Here is a 14,917-nt window from a genome sequence, read left to right as displayed (position 1 = left end):
GTTATTGGCGCACAGACGCCTTCTTGAGCGTAGGGTAATTACTATCACCTTGAAGTGAAATCTAATCTTAAGATTACAGAGTATGGGGGTTATTCCCACATTGCTTCAAAGTAACTTTCGAGAATAATACACGCAGACATGCCATCGACCTTGCCTTTTGCGAGGTTTTTGTAACCACCTTGTTCAAATAGTCTAGCCCTTGCGTCCGCTGTGGTCAGGCGCTCATCTTGCGTTTCAACCGGTAGGCGGAAGTGATTATGGAGTCGATTAGCAAACTTTTTCGCACGAAAGGTTAAATCCTGAGTGGTGCCATCCATGTTGAGTGGCAAACCAACAACAAGCAAATCAGGTTGCCACTCATTTATATACGCGGCGATATCATCCCAATTTGGAATACCATCATTCGCTTTAACTGCGCCTAAACTCGAGGCTGTGGCTGTAAGTTCTTGGCCGATAGCAAGACCGATACTTTTAGTGCCAAAGTCAAAGCCAATCACACTGCGCTTGCCTTTTTCGACCTTATCTTTTTTATTTTCCATGAATACTTCGTATGTTAGTTTTTGCGTAAAGCGGTTATGCGTGGCCGGCTTGTGAGCTTAACTGCGCGACGTCAATGCCGAGCATTTGTACGGCTTTTTCCCAACGCTTTTCAGGCGGTGTATTAAAAATGATCTCAGGGTTAGCCTCAACCACTAACCAAGTGTTTTCTTTCAATTCTTTTTCCAATTGGCCTTGAACCCACCCAGCATAACCAAGTGTGATGATAAAGCCCTCTGGCGATTGTGGGGAGGTGAGCGAGGCAAGTACGTCTTTTGAGGTGGTGATCATGATATCAGAGCTAAGTTCTTGGCTAGAGGCATAGCCCAACTTCGGCGTGTGTAGCACGAAACCTCTGTCGGTATGGACAGGCCCCCCAGCATAAATCTTTACTTTTGATGTTTGACTCGACTTGTCGTTATCAATATCGATTTGGTCGAGTAATTCTCCAACCGTGACGTCAATAGGGTGGTTAACAACCAGCCCCATAGCGCCGTCTTCGTTGTGCTCACACAGATAAGTGACAGTGTGATTGAAAAAAGGGTCATCCATGCTAGGCATTGCTATTAAAAAGTGATTAGCGAGTGATTTCATAATCAGACCCTCTCAATGATTAACTTTCAGTATGGTCGAGTTTTCGCTCGATCGCATCATAAAACTTATCCATAATTGAAATATCGTACGCGGCTTCAATTTCTTTAACACAGGTTGGGGCAGTCACATTAATYTCTGTGAGCTTGTCGCCGATGATATCAAGCCCAACGAAAATCAAACCTTTCTCTTTTAGCGTCGGGGCAACGGCTTCGGCAATTTTACGATCTGACTCGCTAATTGGTCTAGCCTCACCGCGACCGCCCGCGGCTAAATTACCTCTGGTCTCGCCCCCTTGAGGGATACGCGCAAGGCAATATGGCATCACTTCACCATCAACCACCAAAACTCTTTTATCGCCGTCTTTGATTGCTGGAATATAATTTTGCGCCATTGCGTATCGTGAGCCGTGCTCGGTGAGCGTTTCGCAGATCACCCCAATGTTAGCGTCGTCTTGTCGAACCCTGAAAATCGAAGCGCCACCCATGCCATCCAAAGGTTTTAAGATAATATCACCATGCTTGGCTAAAAATGCACGAATTTGAGATTGGTCACGGGTGACAAGGGTGTCTGGTGTGTGCTCGCTAAACCATGCTGTAAATAGCTTTTCATTGGCATCACGGAGGCTCTGGGGTTTGTTTACAACGAGCGCACCGGCAAGTTCTGCACGTTCTAAAATATAGGTGGCATAAATATATTCTGTATCGAAAGGAGGATCCTTACGCATTAATATTACATCAAGATCGCCCAAATCGATTTCTTGTTTTTCAGCAAGCTCATACCAGTGAGAAGTATTATCAAAGACCTGTGCTTTGGCGGCAGTTGCTTTGGCAACTCCTTGGTATAAAAACAGATCATTCATTTCCATATAATACAATTCATAACCGCGTTGCTGTGCCGCCAGCATCATTGCGAATCCCGTGTCTTTTTTAATATTAAAGCCACTGATTGGATCAGAAATGATCCCTAACTTAATTGTCATAAATACTTCCATTGAACTTGCTGAATGTAACCATGATATGGGGGTTACTCTGTGTATTTAAAGAGCCAAATCACCAAATTGTAGTTGCAGTGCGCTTAGTACTGTTAAGGCTGCGGTTTCTGTTCTTAGCACGCGAGGGCCCAAACGTACATCAACAAAGCCTTGCTCTGCGGTGGCTACCAGTTCTTCATCAGTAAAGCCACCTTCTGGGCCGACTAAAAAACGTATCCCAGATTGAGCGTAAGGTAGCGTTTTAATAGAGTGCTCAGCACGTGGGTGCAGGGTAACTTTTAGCTCATCACTATGTTGTTTTAACCACTGTGACAGCTCTATTGGAGGGTGGATCACCGTGATGGTGTTGCGTCCCGACTGTTCTGCTGCTGCGATGGCGATTTTTTGCCATTGCTGATGCTTTTTAGCTAGGCGTTCTGCACTTAATTTTACACCGCAGCGGGTTGTGAATAAGGGGGTTATTTCACTGACACCAAGCTCAACTGACTTTTGAATAGTAAAGTCCATTTTATCACCTCGGGAAATGCCTTGACCAAGGTGTATGGCAAGCGGAGACTCTACATTATTGTCTTGAAATGTTTCAGGGACAGCAATAACTTTCTTTTTACTCACTTCGCTCAAATGACACAGATACTCTCCACCTTGACCATTGAATAAGCTTACTTTGTCCTTGGTAGTCATTCTTAAAACGCGGCCGATATGGCCAGCAGCATCATCATCTAAGGTTACAGGAATACCAATTTCGAGCGGTGAATTTTGATAAATATGTGGAATACGCATAATTGAAAATTGAGTGGCTGTTTTTGGCAATGGTAAGCGCTTGTGCTTCGTTAGTCTATATCAGCGCTTGTTTATATCTCAATTTGAGTCTGGCACTTAGAATATTTGCACGTAATGGCTATCATTGATCTACAACAGGGTTGTCCAGTACTTTTTCCTTTGAGCATAACAAGCCTGTGAGCTTAGCAAGAATTAAATCCGGAGCTGGTAAGCTTACAATGTTGGGGTGGCATGATAAGTGATTTAATGTGGTAGAAGCCCGAAGCATATTTAAGGTAAAGCCTTGTGGTGACTGCTCAATTAAAAATCGGTGCGGGTGAAGGGAGTCAAAAATAAATCGTTGTTCTTCGCTTGCAAGGTGGTAGTCAAGCGAGTATAGCAACACTGCACTAATATTATGGTGGCGATGCAGATACGTCGCGAGTTCAGAGACGCTGATTTCATTATCAAAGTCACAATAGCAGTAGTCTTTAATCTGTTCATTAAACATCATTTTGAGCATCTGTTTGGTGTTATCGCCAGCAATGATAATGTTGCTGGCAAGACCCTCATGTACACTTTGTATATGCGCGACGAGTTCTAGGCTAAAGTCCCAGTTGCTATCAACTAGCAAAAATCCGTCACTTTGTGCATTCATACAAGGCCATGTTACACCGAAAACAAGTTAATAAGTAAATAGCCCATAGAACAAAAAACCGCAAACTCTAAACAGGCGATCCCGACATTGTCTTGGTGATCGACTTCAAGGCCAATGTTGACCTTTGGCAAGGATAGATGCAAAAGAACATGACTGCCCAGATACAGAAATATCCACATCACACCGCAATGAAGAACGACAGAGAATAAGTTTTCGACGACTTTAGCACCATGGTAGGGGGCACTATGAAGACCTGCATAAATGGCTAAAGCTAAGCCAATGGTTTTCCCTGCATAGCGGATCCCAATCGAGGTGTTTCGCAAATTAAAGTTTTGCTGTAAGGACGCGCCCTGATTGAGTTTAGCAAAGCGACTTTCTCTTACTTTACTGTCTAACGTAAATAAAAGCTGTAGCAGTAAAAAGCCAAGTGCTACCACAAGTAAATCACTCCAGCCTTTCGGATGCACCCAGTGATACAAGCCTAGCACCAAAATCGTATTGCCCAGCAACATACCCGAGTCAACCATCGCGGCGCAGATATTCTGTTTTAAAATCGCTTCTTCTTCATTGAATTGATATAAAATCCACTTGCGATGGATCCATTGCCCAAAATATATAAACGCGATAACTAAGCTGATGTGGAGTCCGACTTGCAGTGGATATGTTTGCGCTCTCACCACACCTAGGTCATTGAATAAATAGGCGACACAAATACACAACATAGTTATTTGGCTTGCATAACTGATCCCAAGAGCAAAGTTGTCACGTTGGGCTAGCTCTTCTTCAAGTAGGTTATTGGCAATGCGTTGGATCATTAAACGTAACAAAATAGTGAGTGCACAGACGATAACAAAGCAAATTAAAATCGCCAAAAAATTGATATTGTGTAAAGACAAATAACTCATACTCGGTGTAAGGTTGTGTTTTAGATAGAGTTACTATAACACTGCTCACAAAGAGAGCCAGCTAACCGTGGAGTTTTTATGTCGGAATTGTTTTCACAACAGGCATTAAATGCGCTTGCGCTTGAACGTTTTAAAATTGTTTTTGGCGATAAAACGGTGCAGCCCAAACTGGCTCGTTTGCTCGCTTTGAGTGACTTTGCATTTCGTATCTTGTCGCGATTTCCCGAATGGGGCGCATGGCTTCTTGATGATGCACAGATGAAAAGACGCGATTGCCCAGCGGTGTTTGACTTTTCTGCCCCACTGCCTGATGAGCAACAAGCCTTTGCACAATTACGTCATTACCGGTTGAAGTATTGGTTGAAAGTGATGTGGCTGGATTTGGTAGCAGATAACCCAATTGATGACAGTATTGGCTATATTTCAGCTCTGTCAGACACCTTGATAGCCAATGCCTACCAATGGGCGTACTCATCTTGTGAAGTACAGTCAGGTTCTCCAAAGGATGAAGCTGATAATCCACTTCCAATGACAGTACTGGGCATGGGCAAGTTAGGTGGTAAAGAGTTGAATTTCTCGTCTGATATTGATCTTATTTTTGCTTATCCTCGAAGTATTTCGACTACAGGTGGGAGGCGTAGCATCGAAGCACAGGTGTTTTACACTCGTGTGGCTCAAAAGTTAATTGCAGCACTAAACCAAGTGACTGTGGATGGCCAAGTGTTCAGAGTTGACATGCGATTGAGACCTTTTGGCGATAGCGGCCCGCTGGTGATGAGTTATGCGGCAATGGAAGACTACTATCAAGATCAAGGTCGTGAGTGGGAGCGCTACGCCATGTTAAAAGCGCGTCCCATTGGTGAGCCATCAGCGTATTGGCAAGAGTTTTATGATTTGATAAGGCCTTTTGTTTATCGCCGTTATATTGACTTTTCAGTAATTGACTCTTTGCGCAAAATGAAACAGATGATAGCCCAAGAAGTTAGACGCAAAGGCTTAACAAATAATATTAAGCTTGGTGCTGGTGGTATTCGCGAAGTGGAGTTTATCGTACAAGCATTACAGCTTATTCGAGGTGGACGCGAAACTCCATTACAAACTTCGTCGTTGTTAACTGCGCTTGAACAACTAGAAGCGCTAGATATAGTGCCTAAAGAGGTTAAAAACACGCTCTACAATCACTACCTGTCACTTCGAAAAGTTGAACAATACTTACAAGCATTCGATGACAAACAGACTCAAACTTTACCCGATGATACACTTGCTTGCTTACGCCTTAGCTACTTATTGCAGTGTCAGGATTATACTCAGGTCGAACAAACACTTCAGCGAATAATGGAAGAGGTTCGAACTGAGTTCAATCAAGTTATTGGTGAGCCGCCTGAAGAGGCGGTAGAAGATGATGACAGCGCAGTTTATGCTTGGCAAAGTGCGGAAATTATGCAGCTTGGTGAGTGTAATGCGACACCTTGTTTTCCACAGTGGCAGGCTGATCTGGAAGCATTTAAATCCGGGCTAAGTAAAAAACAAGCCGGTACCCGAGGCAGAGATATTCTAGATAAGTTGATCCCTGCGCTATTACGTGAATTGAGCAAACAGAACATCGAACCTGCTTTGGCACGTGTATTCAGTGTTATTAATAAAATTGTTTCTCGAACCGCTTATCTAGAGCTGCTATATGAAAATCATGGTGCGTTAACACAGCTAATCAAACTTTGTTGTCACAGTGCCTGGATTGCAGAGCATATTGCCAAATACCCCATCTTACTCGATGAGCTAATAGACCCACAAAGTCTATATAAACCACTGCCATTAAGTGCTTATCACAGCGAGATCCAGCAACTCTTTTTACGTATTGACGAGCAAGATGTAGAAACACAAATGGAAGCGCTGCGCCAGTTTAAGCAAACTCATCAGCTTAAGATCGCAGCAGCAGATGCCACAGGAGTGCTCGACATAATGAAGGTGAGTGACCACCTTACAGCCTTAGCCGAAGCGATTATTGCAAAAGCGGTAGACATTGCTTGGGGGCATATGGTGGCTCGCTATGGTGCGCCACAAGGAGCTACGATTACAGAAAAAGGCTTTGCTGTCATAGCCTACGGTAAGGCCGGTGGCTATGAATTAGGTTATAACTCAGATTTAGATTTAGTCTTTGTACACAATCGAGATGGTGAAAGCTACACGCAAGGTGAAAAGTCGATTTCATCGAGACAATTTTACATGAAGTTGGCACAGCGTCTTATGCACTTGTTCAATACCAAGACGCTATCGGGTATGTTATATGAACTTGATACCCGTCTGCGCCCAGAAGGAAATTCAGGTTTACTGGCGATTAACCTTGAGAGCTTTTATCAGTATCAACTTGAGCAAGCTTGGACTTGGGAGCATCAGGCTTTAGTGAGGGCTCGTATGGTACTCGGTGAAGAAACAATGCAAACACGTTTTACTGAAATTCGCCATGGGATCCTGACGCAAAAACGCGATAGCACTAAATTAGTCGATGATGTGTGTAAAATGCGTGAAAAAATGCGTCAGCACCTAAATCAAGACAACGAGCAACGGTTTGACCTAAAGCAAGGCGTTGGCGGCATGACAGATATTGAGTTTATGAGTCAATACATAGTGCTCCAATATAGTCATACCTATCCTCAAATGTGTAAGTATACGGATAACATCCGTATTTTAGAGCAAGCAGGAGCTGTTGCTATGATAGAAGAACTTGAGATGGAAACACTGGTTTCAGCGTATTGCCTATTTAGAGATAGGTACCACTTTAACAGTTTGAATCAGCTCGGTAGGGCGGTTGAGCGTAGCGAATTTACACAGTACGCTCAACAGGTTACACAAGTTTGGCAGCGCTTATTAGGCTAACCGGCCAACTTGCGACAATTTTCACGTACGTACAGCGGTGGGTTTTGAGTGATCACCGCAGCACGCTCCCGTGGACAGAAGAAAGTATATACTTGAAATTCGAAATCATCGTTAATCGCCGTGCCTACCTGATATAACGCGGTGACAAAGTCAGTATCAAGGCGGAAGTTATACTTCACCACATAATCTCGTTCAAGATACCAAAACAGCTCTACACCTTCTTCCTTTGCTTGTTTTGACAGCACATCTTTTAATGTATCTCCGGTGTCGAAGCGTCTTGGTTGTTTTTCGCCTGTCCACTTCGAGTTTGAAGGTTTTACTGCCAATGCTCTTTGGGCGAGTGCATCATCTAACGGGTAGGTTGGCTTGCCTAATGTGATCACGTATTTTTCGCGATCGGTATCGCGGTCACTCATTCTATTTCTGAAGCTTTCGTAAAATTGTGATAACCCTTGGGCGGCAACATTTGTGGTTTCTTTAAAATTTAAATTCTTTGATGCGCCAAAAAGAAAATAGTAGGCAGCCCATATCAACAGCACACCCAAAGAAAGGTGCTTGGTCCAAAACCAAATTGCAGATACATTGCTTTTTCTTCTTTTTTTTGCCATAAAAAACTACTCCGAGCTGCTAGTATAGCGAAGGTGCTTTCTCATCTGGACGCGTTTTAAAGCGTCGATGTACCCACATGTATTGATCTGGTGCGCAATTGATTGCTTGCTCCATTCTCTCGTTAACACGGGTGACATCAGCAAGGTTATCACCGCTTGGAAACGCTTCCAAAACAGGTTGTATTTCTAGATGATACATCCCTTTGTTGTCCCTCGTACAGTGTAAGCTTAAAGTCTCAGCATTTTTACTAGCAGAAAATAACAAAGTACCAGTAGTAGTCGCTGCATCAGGTACTGCAAAAAACGGTGCAAACTCACAGCGCTTGCGGCCATAATCCTGATCCGGTAGGTAATAACACACACGCTTACTTGCTAAAGTTTTTAGGAGCCCTTTTACGTCTCGTTTGGTGACTAGGTATTCGTTAGAGCGCAGTCGACCGCGAGTCATGAAAAACTCCATAAGCGGATTGTTATGGGGACGATAAAATCCAACCCCTTGTATTTTGGTACCCAGAACTCGACTAACCATTTCTAAATGCAGCATATGCGGCACCAGCATGAGCACACCTTTACCTTGTTGCTGAACAGCCTCAATGTGCTCTACTCCTTTGATTGAGCCAACAACTCGGTTTACACGCCATGTAGGCCACCACCAAGCCATGCCGGTTTCAAGCGTTGCTATGGCTGTGTTCTCCATATTTTGTAGCAGCATGGCGTGATGCTCAGCTTCAGTAAGATGCGGAAAACATAGCTTTAAGTTCACATCAGCAATGTGGCGGCGTCGTTTCATATATTTGTGGATCAGGCGACCAAGCCCTTTGCCAATGGCAAACTRCCAGCGTTGTGGTAACCAAGAAATGAGATAAAGAAAAAAGACACCCAGCCAAGTTAGCCAAAATTTAGGTGCTAGAAATGACCATTTAAAAGGTGAATGCGTAACCAAAGTAATATACCTAAGACTTAATTGAAGCAGCTAGTTTATCGATATTGCTGTAAAAATACAAAAAGCCAGCATAGCTGGCCTTTTCAGAGGTAATAATTGAAGTACTTAGCCTTCAATCAAACCTTGGTTAATTGCTTCAAGATCAGCACGAGACAGTGTCCCTGAAGCTTGCTTTAAACGAAGCGAAGACAACACATAGCGATAGCGAATATCTGCTAAGTTACGTTTGGCGTTATACAGGTTTTGTGTGCTTACTAGCACGTCAACAATAGTACGAGTACCTACATCAAATCCTGCTTCTGTGGCTTGCAATGCACTTTCTGCAGAGACTACCGCTTGCTCTAGTGCACGATAGGTTGCAACATCAGAAGCCACTTGGTTATATGAAGTGATGACCGAGCGTGTCATGTTGCGCATTGCCGCTTCCATATCTTCGCTACTAGCTACAAAATTAGCACGAGCGTGATCTGTCGCAGCTACCGTGCGACCGCCAGAGTAAATTGGCACGTCGAGCGTTAGTCCTACCGTGGTTTCATCACCACGAGGGGCATGCTGTCTGCCGGTTAAATCAGTTAAGGAGTCGCTGTATGTTGCGCTCAAATTTAGCGTTGGATAATGGCCTGCATTTGCAAGGTCAATCTGATCTTTTGCAATCTCAACCGCAGATTTAGCAACTTGTAAGTCTAGGTTTTTACCTTTTGCAATTTCAATAAAATCAGAAGTATCTTGCGTTGGCTTTACAGTTGAGAACGTTTCTGTATTAAGCTTATCCAACTTAGCATGGTACTTACCCGTAATGGTACGTAGTGTCTCTCGAGCAGTTTCCACTGCATTGCTCGCGATTATCTCATCGGCGACTGCACGGTCAAACTGAGCTCGCGCTTCATGAACGTCAGTAATTGCTGTTAAGCCCACCTCATAGCGCTGTTTTGTTTGCTCAAGTTGGCGTTCAATCGCGCGCTTTTCAGCTTGGACAAACTCTAGGCTATCTAACGCACTAAGCACATTAAAGTAACCTTCAGCGATACGAACAATCAGAGATTGCTTTTCACGCTCATACTGAGTCATAGCCTGCATTGCACGTTTTTCAGCGATGGATAAGCTCTGCCACGAAGCCATATCAAAAATGGTTTGATTTAGTGTAATCGAACGGCTAAACGTATCGCTGTCTGATTCTACTAACGTATAACCTGTGGCATCGTTTTGACTATTAGGAGCACCCTCAGAATTGGTATCTGAGTAGCTCATTCTAAAACCAAGTTGAGGTAACAACACCCCTAGGGCCTGGTCTTGGGCATACTTCTGTGAATCTGCTTGTGCTTTGGCTTTTAATACCGTGGGATCGTTAGCCGTTGCAATGTCGTATACTTGCAGTAAATCTTCCGCGTGGGACAGGCTGCTTGAAAGTGCGCACGACAACCCAACAACCAACGATAGTAGAGTTTTTTTCATTTTTCGCTCAGTCCTTAGACAATTTTTATACTGTCAGCATGTTACCCTGTTTTTACAGCCCAATTAAAGACTTAATGCGTAAAACATCGCCAACAAGTGTAACAGAATATATTAATACCTTCGGGGTATTGTAAAGTGGAAAAAGTTAAAGGTAAACGACTTCGTTTACTTTTTAGAATATGAAGCTAATATAAGGGCGATTGGTTAGCTTTTAAACCGTTGCTGTCAAAAATAACAGGATTATTTTATGAAATCTTTGAGTCAGTTTAATAAAGCCGATGTCACTGTTTCTTCAATGGAAACAGTCTTTGATGGTTTCTTTACCATTCATAAATACCAATTTAGTCATGCTTTATTTGCAGGTGGAGTCTCACCAACCGTTACCCGAGAGATACTTGAGCGAGGGCATGCCGTTGCGGTATTACCCTATGATCCAGTAACAGATAGGGTGCTACTTATTGAGCAAATTCGAATAGGTGCATTGGCATCTAAAAACACACCATGGTTACTGGAATGTATAGCGGGCATGGCTGAAGGAAGCCAAGATTATGAAGCCGTAGCGCGAAAAGAAGCAAAAGAAGAGGCAGGGCTTGACCTTAATGAAATGATTTATATGCGTTCTTACCTATCCAGCCCCGGTGGCACAACGGAGCGATTGTATTTATATCTGGCGCTTACCGACTTGACTGACGCAGGTGGAATTTTTGGCCTCGATACAGAACATGAGGATATTAAAGTACATGTTATTCCCTTTGAAGACGCCTTGGCTCGACTGGATAATGAGGAAATCGATAACGCTGCGACGGTTATTAGTCTACAATGGTTGGCACTAAATAAAGCGCGAATTGTGCAAGCAGGATAGGAGTTGTATTTTTGTCACAGGTGCTCAGTTCAAAGCAGTATATTCAATCTCTGCCTCGCTACATTACTCTGTGTGAGCGTAATTATTTACGGATGCTTAAATTGCTGCCTGAGGAAACGCCCGGGGAGTGTCGTATTATTGATCTGGCCTCTGCTCGCTACAGCCTTGCAGTAGAAGGGGTGAGTAAGTACACCACAGACATTTTAATTGAACAAGTTGCGGTGGTGAGTGAGCATTTACCACATTTCTCTTTGTCTGTGCGTTTATATCACGATGCGAAAGTCGCTGAAGTTATCCATCGTAATTATCATCGCCGGATCAAACCCTCTTATGGCTACCCAAACCCTGATATGCATCAGAAGGACGAAAAGTATCAAGTTAATGCTTTTTTGGCTGATTGGTTAATGGTGTGCTTAGAAAAAGGCCGAGTACAACTAAACTGGGATGTTAATAATGGCATGGTTTGAGTCTGCATTAACAATCAACAAGCAGCAAATTAGGATTGGACACTTCAGCGATAGTCATTTATTTGCTGACGATTCGGGTGAGTATTTTGGTGTGAATACTGCAGCCAATCTACAACAAACATTGGCTGCGATGGCACAAGAGCATTGCGATGTGGTCATATTTGGCGGCGACTTAACTCAAGACCATACGACTGAGTCGTATCAAGCTTTCGCCCGTTTGGTCACTAACAGTGAGCTGCATTGCCCAGTATTGTGGGTGCCAGGGAATCATGATGACATCGCCTTACTTGAGCAAATTAGTACTGGGAAGATTTTTCCCCACAAGAGGATCACGGCCCCGTTTGGTGAAATACTGTTGGTAAATTCAAAAGGCGAAACGCCGGCAGGGTGGTGTGAAAGGGCGCATCTCGACGCGCTAAAACGTCATATAACACAACAAACGATTGTGTTTACACACCATCACCCTAAGCCCATTGATGGATATTTAGATAAACACATGCTTGAAAATGGACCTGAACTGCTCAACACGTTAGTGGATACCAAGCAGGTCATAGGGCTGTTTCACGGTCATGTACACCATGAGTATCAACAAACATTTCGTACATTACCTATTTATGCCACGCCTGCAACTTCAATTCAGTTTGTAAAGCATACTAAAGAGTGGCAGCAGTGTGATTTAGGGCCCGCATATCGTCTAATAACCTTTAATAACAACAGTATAAATACAGAGGTCAAATGGCTCGACAGGTAGTCTACATTCATGGCTTTAACAGCTCAGAGCTATCCTTTAAGGCAACGGAGTTTGGTGTGTACATGCGCGGAAAGCCAGAGCGTTATATTACCCCTAGGCTGCATTTCGATCCTCGAGTTGCACTCGCACAGTTGGATAGCATCATTGATTCTGATACTGTGTTATTAGGTAGTTCACTGGGTGGATACTATGCCACCTACTTTTCACAGCTAAAAGGCTGCAAAGCTGTGGTGATAAACCCTGCCGTTAGGCCTTTTTTATTACTTAACGACTACCTTGGGCCACAATACAACCCATATCAGGATTGTCATTATGAGTTACTGTACGAGCATGTTGAAGCGTTAAAAACAATATACACACCAAAGCTTAGTAATCCAGAAAACTTGCTATTATTGCAACAAACAGGTGATGAGGTGCTGCCTTTTGAAGAAGCGGTACGCTATTATAGTCATTGTCGTCAAATTATAGAGTTTGGTGGGGATCATAGCTTTGTCGAGTTTTCACGCTATTTTACTACCATCGCCAAATTTTTAACTATCACAAATTGAAATCTGTGCACAAATATCTGCGTAAATCGTCATGTTGTGCATATACTAGCGGATAAAAAGATAACCAGAACTAGCCTATGAGTCAGCAAAACTATAATGCCGAAGCTATTGAGGTACTCAATGGCTTAGAGCCAGTTAAACGTCGCCCCGGCATGTATACCGATACCACAAGACCAAATCATTTAGGTCAAGAGGTTATTGATAACAGTGTCGATGAAGCCTTAGCTGGGCATGCCACTAAAATAGATGTGATCCTACATGAAGATAACTCGTTCGAAGTCATTGATGATGGCCGAGGAATGCCCGTTGATATTCACCCTGAAGAGGGAGTACCTGGGGTTGAGTTGATATTAACCAAGTTACATGCCGGTGGTAAGTTTTCCAATAAAAACTATCAATTTTCAGGCGGTCTTCATGGTGTTGGTATCTCGGTGGTGAATGCGTTATCGACTCGGGTTGAAATTACCGTTAAGCGCGATGCTCAAGTCTATGAAATGGCATTTGAAAATGGCGATAAGGTAGAAGACTTGAGGGTTACAGGCAGCGTCGGTAAACGCAATACTGGAACCTCAGTGCACTTTTGGCCTGACCCCAGCTATTTTGATTCTGCCAACTTTTCACTTACCAAACTGAACCATTTACTCAAAGCCAAGGCCGTATTATGCCCAGGGCTGCGCATTCGTTTTGTGAATAAACAAACGAAAGAGACACAAGAGTGGCATTACGAAGCTGGGTTAGAAGATTATCTAAAAGACAGTGCCGAAGGGTACGAAGTGTTACCAAAGTCTCCTTTTACAGGGAGCTTCAGCGGTTCTACTGAAGGCGTCGATTGGGCGCTTCATTGGCTACCGGAAGGTGGCGAGTCTATAGCTGAGAGCTACGTAAACTTAATCCCTACCGCGCAAGGTGGAACGCATGTGAATGGCTTGCGCCAAGGCTTGCTTGAAGCCATGCGTGAGTTTTGCGAATTTAGAAACTTGATCCCGCGTGGTGTTAAACTGACACCTGATGATGTGTGGGATCGCTGTAGTTATGTTTTATCGGTAAAAATGCAAGATCCGCAGTTTGCCGGTCAAACGAAAGAAAAGCTGTCTTCGCGCTCCTGTGCCACTTTTGTGTCAGGTATCGTCAAAGATGCTTTCAGCCTCTGGCTAAATGAGCACACAGAAACCGCGGAGCTACTGGCTGAGCTGTGTATAAGTAATGCTCAAAAGCGTTTGCGTGCAGCAAAGAAAGTCGTTCGTAAAAAAGTCACTTCAGGTCCAGCCTTACCCGGTAAATTAACCGACTGCTCAGGCAGTGAAACAGAGCGCTCTGAAATCTTCTTAGTGGAAGGGGACTCAGCAGGTGGCTCGGCAAAACAAGCGAGAGACCGTGAATTTCAAGCAATCATGCCACTGCGCGGTAAAATCTTGAATACTTGGGAAGTCGAGTCGGGTCAGATCTTAGCGTCACAAGAAGTGCATGATATTTCTGTGGCATTAGGCATCGACCCAGATTCTGAGGATTTATCTGGTCTTCGCTACGGCAAAGTATGTATTCTTGCGGATGCTGACTCTGATGGACTTCACATTGCCACTTTATTATGTGCTTTATTTGTAAAACACTTCCCCGAGCTTGTTCGCAAGGGCCATGTATTTGTTGCCATGCCGCCCCTGTTTCGTATTGATGTTGGTAAAGAAGTTTATTACGCCCTAGATGAAGACGAGAAAAAGGGCATTTTAGACCGCATCGAGGCCGAAAAGAAACGCGGTAAAGTTAACGTGCAGCGCTTCAAGGGGTTAGGTGAAATGAACCCAATGCAACTACGCGAAACTACCATGGATCCGAATACTAGACGTTTGGTGCAGCTGACATTAGATGAGCCAGAGCAGACGCTCGAAATGATGGACATGCTGTTAGCAAAAAAACGCTCTAGCGACCGCAAGGTATGGCTTGAGCAGCACGGAGATAAGGCAGAGGTTTAAG

Annotated in this window: 15 protein-coding genes; 6 read left to right on the top strand and 9 right to left on the bottom strand. The window is 43.8% G+C overall.

Going from position 1 to position 14,917, the window contains the following annotated elements:
- Positions 1-89: 89 nt before the first annotated feature.
- The 6 genes from ruvX to EAG18_RS00880 all read right to left on the bottom strand — a co-directional run bounded on the left by ruvX (position 90) and on the right by EAG18_RS00880 (position 4,444).
- Positions 90-539 carry a Holliday junction resolvase RuvX gene (gene ruvX, locus EAG18_RS00905; protein ID WP_125250540.1) on the bottom strand — a complete coding sequence of 150 codons (450 nt, stop codon included), beginning with the start codon at positions 537-539 and terminating at the stop codon, positions 90-92.
- Between the two features lie 34 nt (positions 540-573).
- On the bottom strand, positions 574-1,131 hold the full coding sequence (locus tag EAG18_RS00900) for a YqgE/AlgH family protein (RefSeq protein WP_125250539.1): 558 nt from the start codon (positions 1,129-1,131) through the stop codon (positions 574-576).
- A 19-nt stretch (positions 1,132-1,150) separates the two neighbouring features.
- Positions 1,151-2,110, bottom strand: a complete 960-nt coding sequence (gene gshB, locus EAG18_RS00895; protein WP_125250538.1) for a glutathione synthase — start codon at positions 2,108-2,110, stop codon at positions 1,151-1,153.
- Between the two features lie 57 nt (positions 2,111-2,167).
- Positions 2,168-2,902: a 16S rRNA (uracil(1498)-N(3))-methyltransferase gene (rsmE, locus tag EAG18_RS00890; RefSeq protein ID WP_125250650.1), complete on the bottom strand. Its 735-nt coding sequence runs from the start codon at positions 2,900-2,902 to the stop codon at positions 2,168-2,170.
- A gap of 121 nt (positions 2,903-3,023) precedes the next feature.
- Positions 3,024-3,539, bottom strand: a complete 516-nt coding sequence (locus tag EAG18_RS00885) for a hypothetical protein (protein ID WP_125250537.1) — start codon at positions 3,537-3,539, stop codon at positions 3,024-3,026.
- Positions 3,540-3,550: 11 nt separating this feature from the next.
- Positions 3,551-4,444: a hypothetical protein gene (locus EAG18_RS00880; protein ID WP_125250536.1), complete on the bottom strand. Its 894-nt coding sequence runs from the start codon at positions 4,442-4,444 to the stop codon at positions 3,551-3,553.
- Between the two features lie 78 nt (positions 4,445-4,522).
- Between EAG18_RS00880 and glnE the strand changes: the two genes are divergently transcribed.
- Positions 4,523-7,318 (top strand): bifunctional [glutamate--ammonia ligase]-adenylyl-L-tyrosine phosphorylase/[glutamate--ammonia-ligase] adenylyltransferase, encoded by a 2,796-nt coding sequence (gene glnE, locus EAG18_RS00875; protein WP_125250535.1) that lies wholly within the window; start codon positions 4,523-4,525, stop codon positions 7,316-7,318.
- Here the strand turns inward: glnE and EAG18_RS00870 are convergent.
- The 3 genes from EAG18_RS00870 to tolC all read right to left on the bottom strand — a co-directional run bounded on the left by EAG18_RS00870 (position 7,315) and on the right by tolC (position 10,321).
- Positions 7,315-7,926, bottom strand: coding sequence for a TcpQ domain-containing protein (locus tag EAG18_RS00870; RefSeq protein ID WP_125250534.1), 612 nt, complete (start codon positions 7,924-7,926; stop codon positions 7,315-7,317). The genes glnE and EAG18_RS00870 overlap by 4 nt on opposite strands.
- 19 nt (positions 7,927-7,945) lie before the next feature.
- Entirely contained in the window at positions 7,946-8,869 is a 924-nt protein-coding gene (gene lpxL, locus EAG18_RS00865) for an LpxL/LpxP family Kdo(2)-lipid IV(A) lauroyl/palmitoleoyl acyltransferase (RefSeq protein ID WP_125250533.1), read from the bottom strand.
- A 105-nt stretch (positions 8,870-8,974) separates the two neighbouring features.
- The gene (gene tolC, locus EAG18_RS00860) at positions 8,975-10,321 is read right to left on the bottom strand and encodes an outer membrane channel protein TolC (RefSeq protein ID WP_125250532.1); all 1,347 of its coding nucleotides are present in this window, start codon (positions 10,319-10,321) and stop codon (positions 8,975-8,977) included.
- A gap of 247 nt (positions 10,322-10,568) precedes the next feature.
- Between tolC and EAG18_RS00855 the strand changes: the two genes are divergently transcribed.
- The 5 genes from EAG18_RS00855 to parE all read left to right on the top strand — a co-directional run bounded on the left by EAG18_RS00855 (position 10,569) and on the right by parE (position 14,916).
- Positions 10,569-11,183 (top strand): NUDIX domain-containing protein, encoded by a 615-nt coding sequence (locus EAG18_RS00855; RefSeq protein ID WP_125250531.1) that lies wholly within the window; start codon positions 10,569-10,571, stop codon positions 11,181-11,183.
- Between the two features lie 11 nt (positions 11,184-11,194).
- The gene (locus EAG18_RS00850; RefSeq protein ID WP_125250530.1) at positions 11,195-11,650 is read left to right on the top strand and encodes a DUF1249 domain-containing protein; all 456 of its coding nucleotides are present in this window, start codon (positions 11,195-11,197) and stop codon (positions 11,648-11,650) included.
- Positions 11,637-12,401, top strand: coding sequence for a metallophosphoesterase (locus tag EAG18_RS00845; RefSeq protein WP_125250529.1), 765 nt, complete (start codon positions 11,637-11,639; stop codon positions 12,399-12,401). Before EAG18_RS00850 ends, EAG18_RS00845 begins: the two co-directional genes overlap by 14 nt.
- The gene (locus EAG18_RS00840) at positions 12,386-12,949 is read left to right on the top strand and encodes a YqiA/YcfP family alpha/beta fold hydrolase (protein WP_125250528.1); all 564 of its coding nucleotides are present in this window, start codon (positions 12,386-12,388) and stop codon (positions 12,947-12,949) included. Before EAG18_RS00845 ends, EAG18_RS00840 begins: the two co-directional genes overlap by 16 nt.
- Before the next feature lie 77 nt (positions 12,950-13,026).
- Positions 13,027-14,916 carry a DNA topoisomerase IV subunit B gene (parE, locus tag EAG18_RS00835; protein WP_125250527.1) on the top strand — a complete coding sequence of 630 codons (1,890 nt, stop codon included), beginning with the start codon at positions 13,027-13,029 and terminating at the stop codon, positions 14,914-14,916.
- The last annotated feature ends 1 nt before the right edge of the window (position 14,917 follow it).

Origin of the sequence: Pseudoalteromonas sp. J010 (genome assembly GCF_003934235.1) — a bacterium.
Lineage (GTDB): Bacteria > Pseudomonadota > Gammaproteobacteria > Enterobacterales > Alteromonadaceae > Pseudoalteromonas > Pseudoalteromonas peptidolytica.
This window is presented reverse-complemented; position numbering and strand designations above follow the sequence as displayed.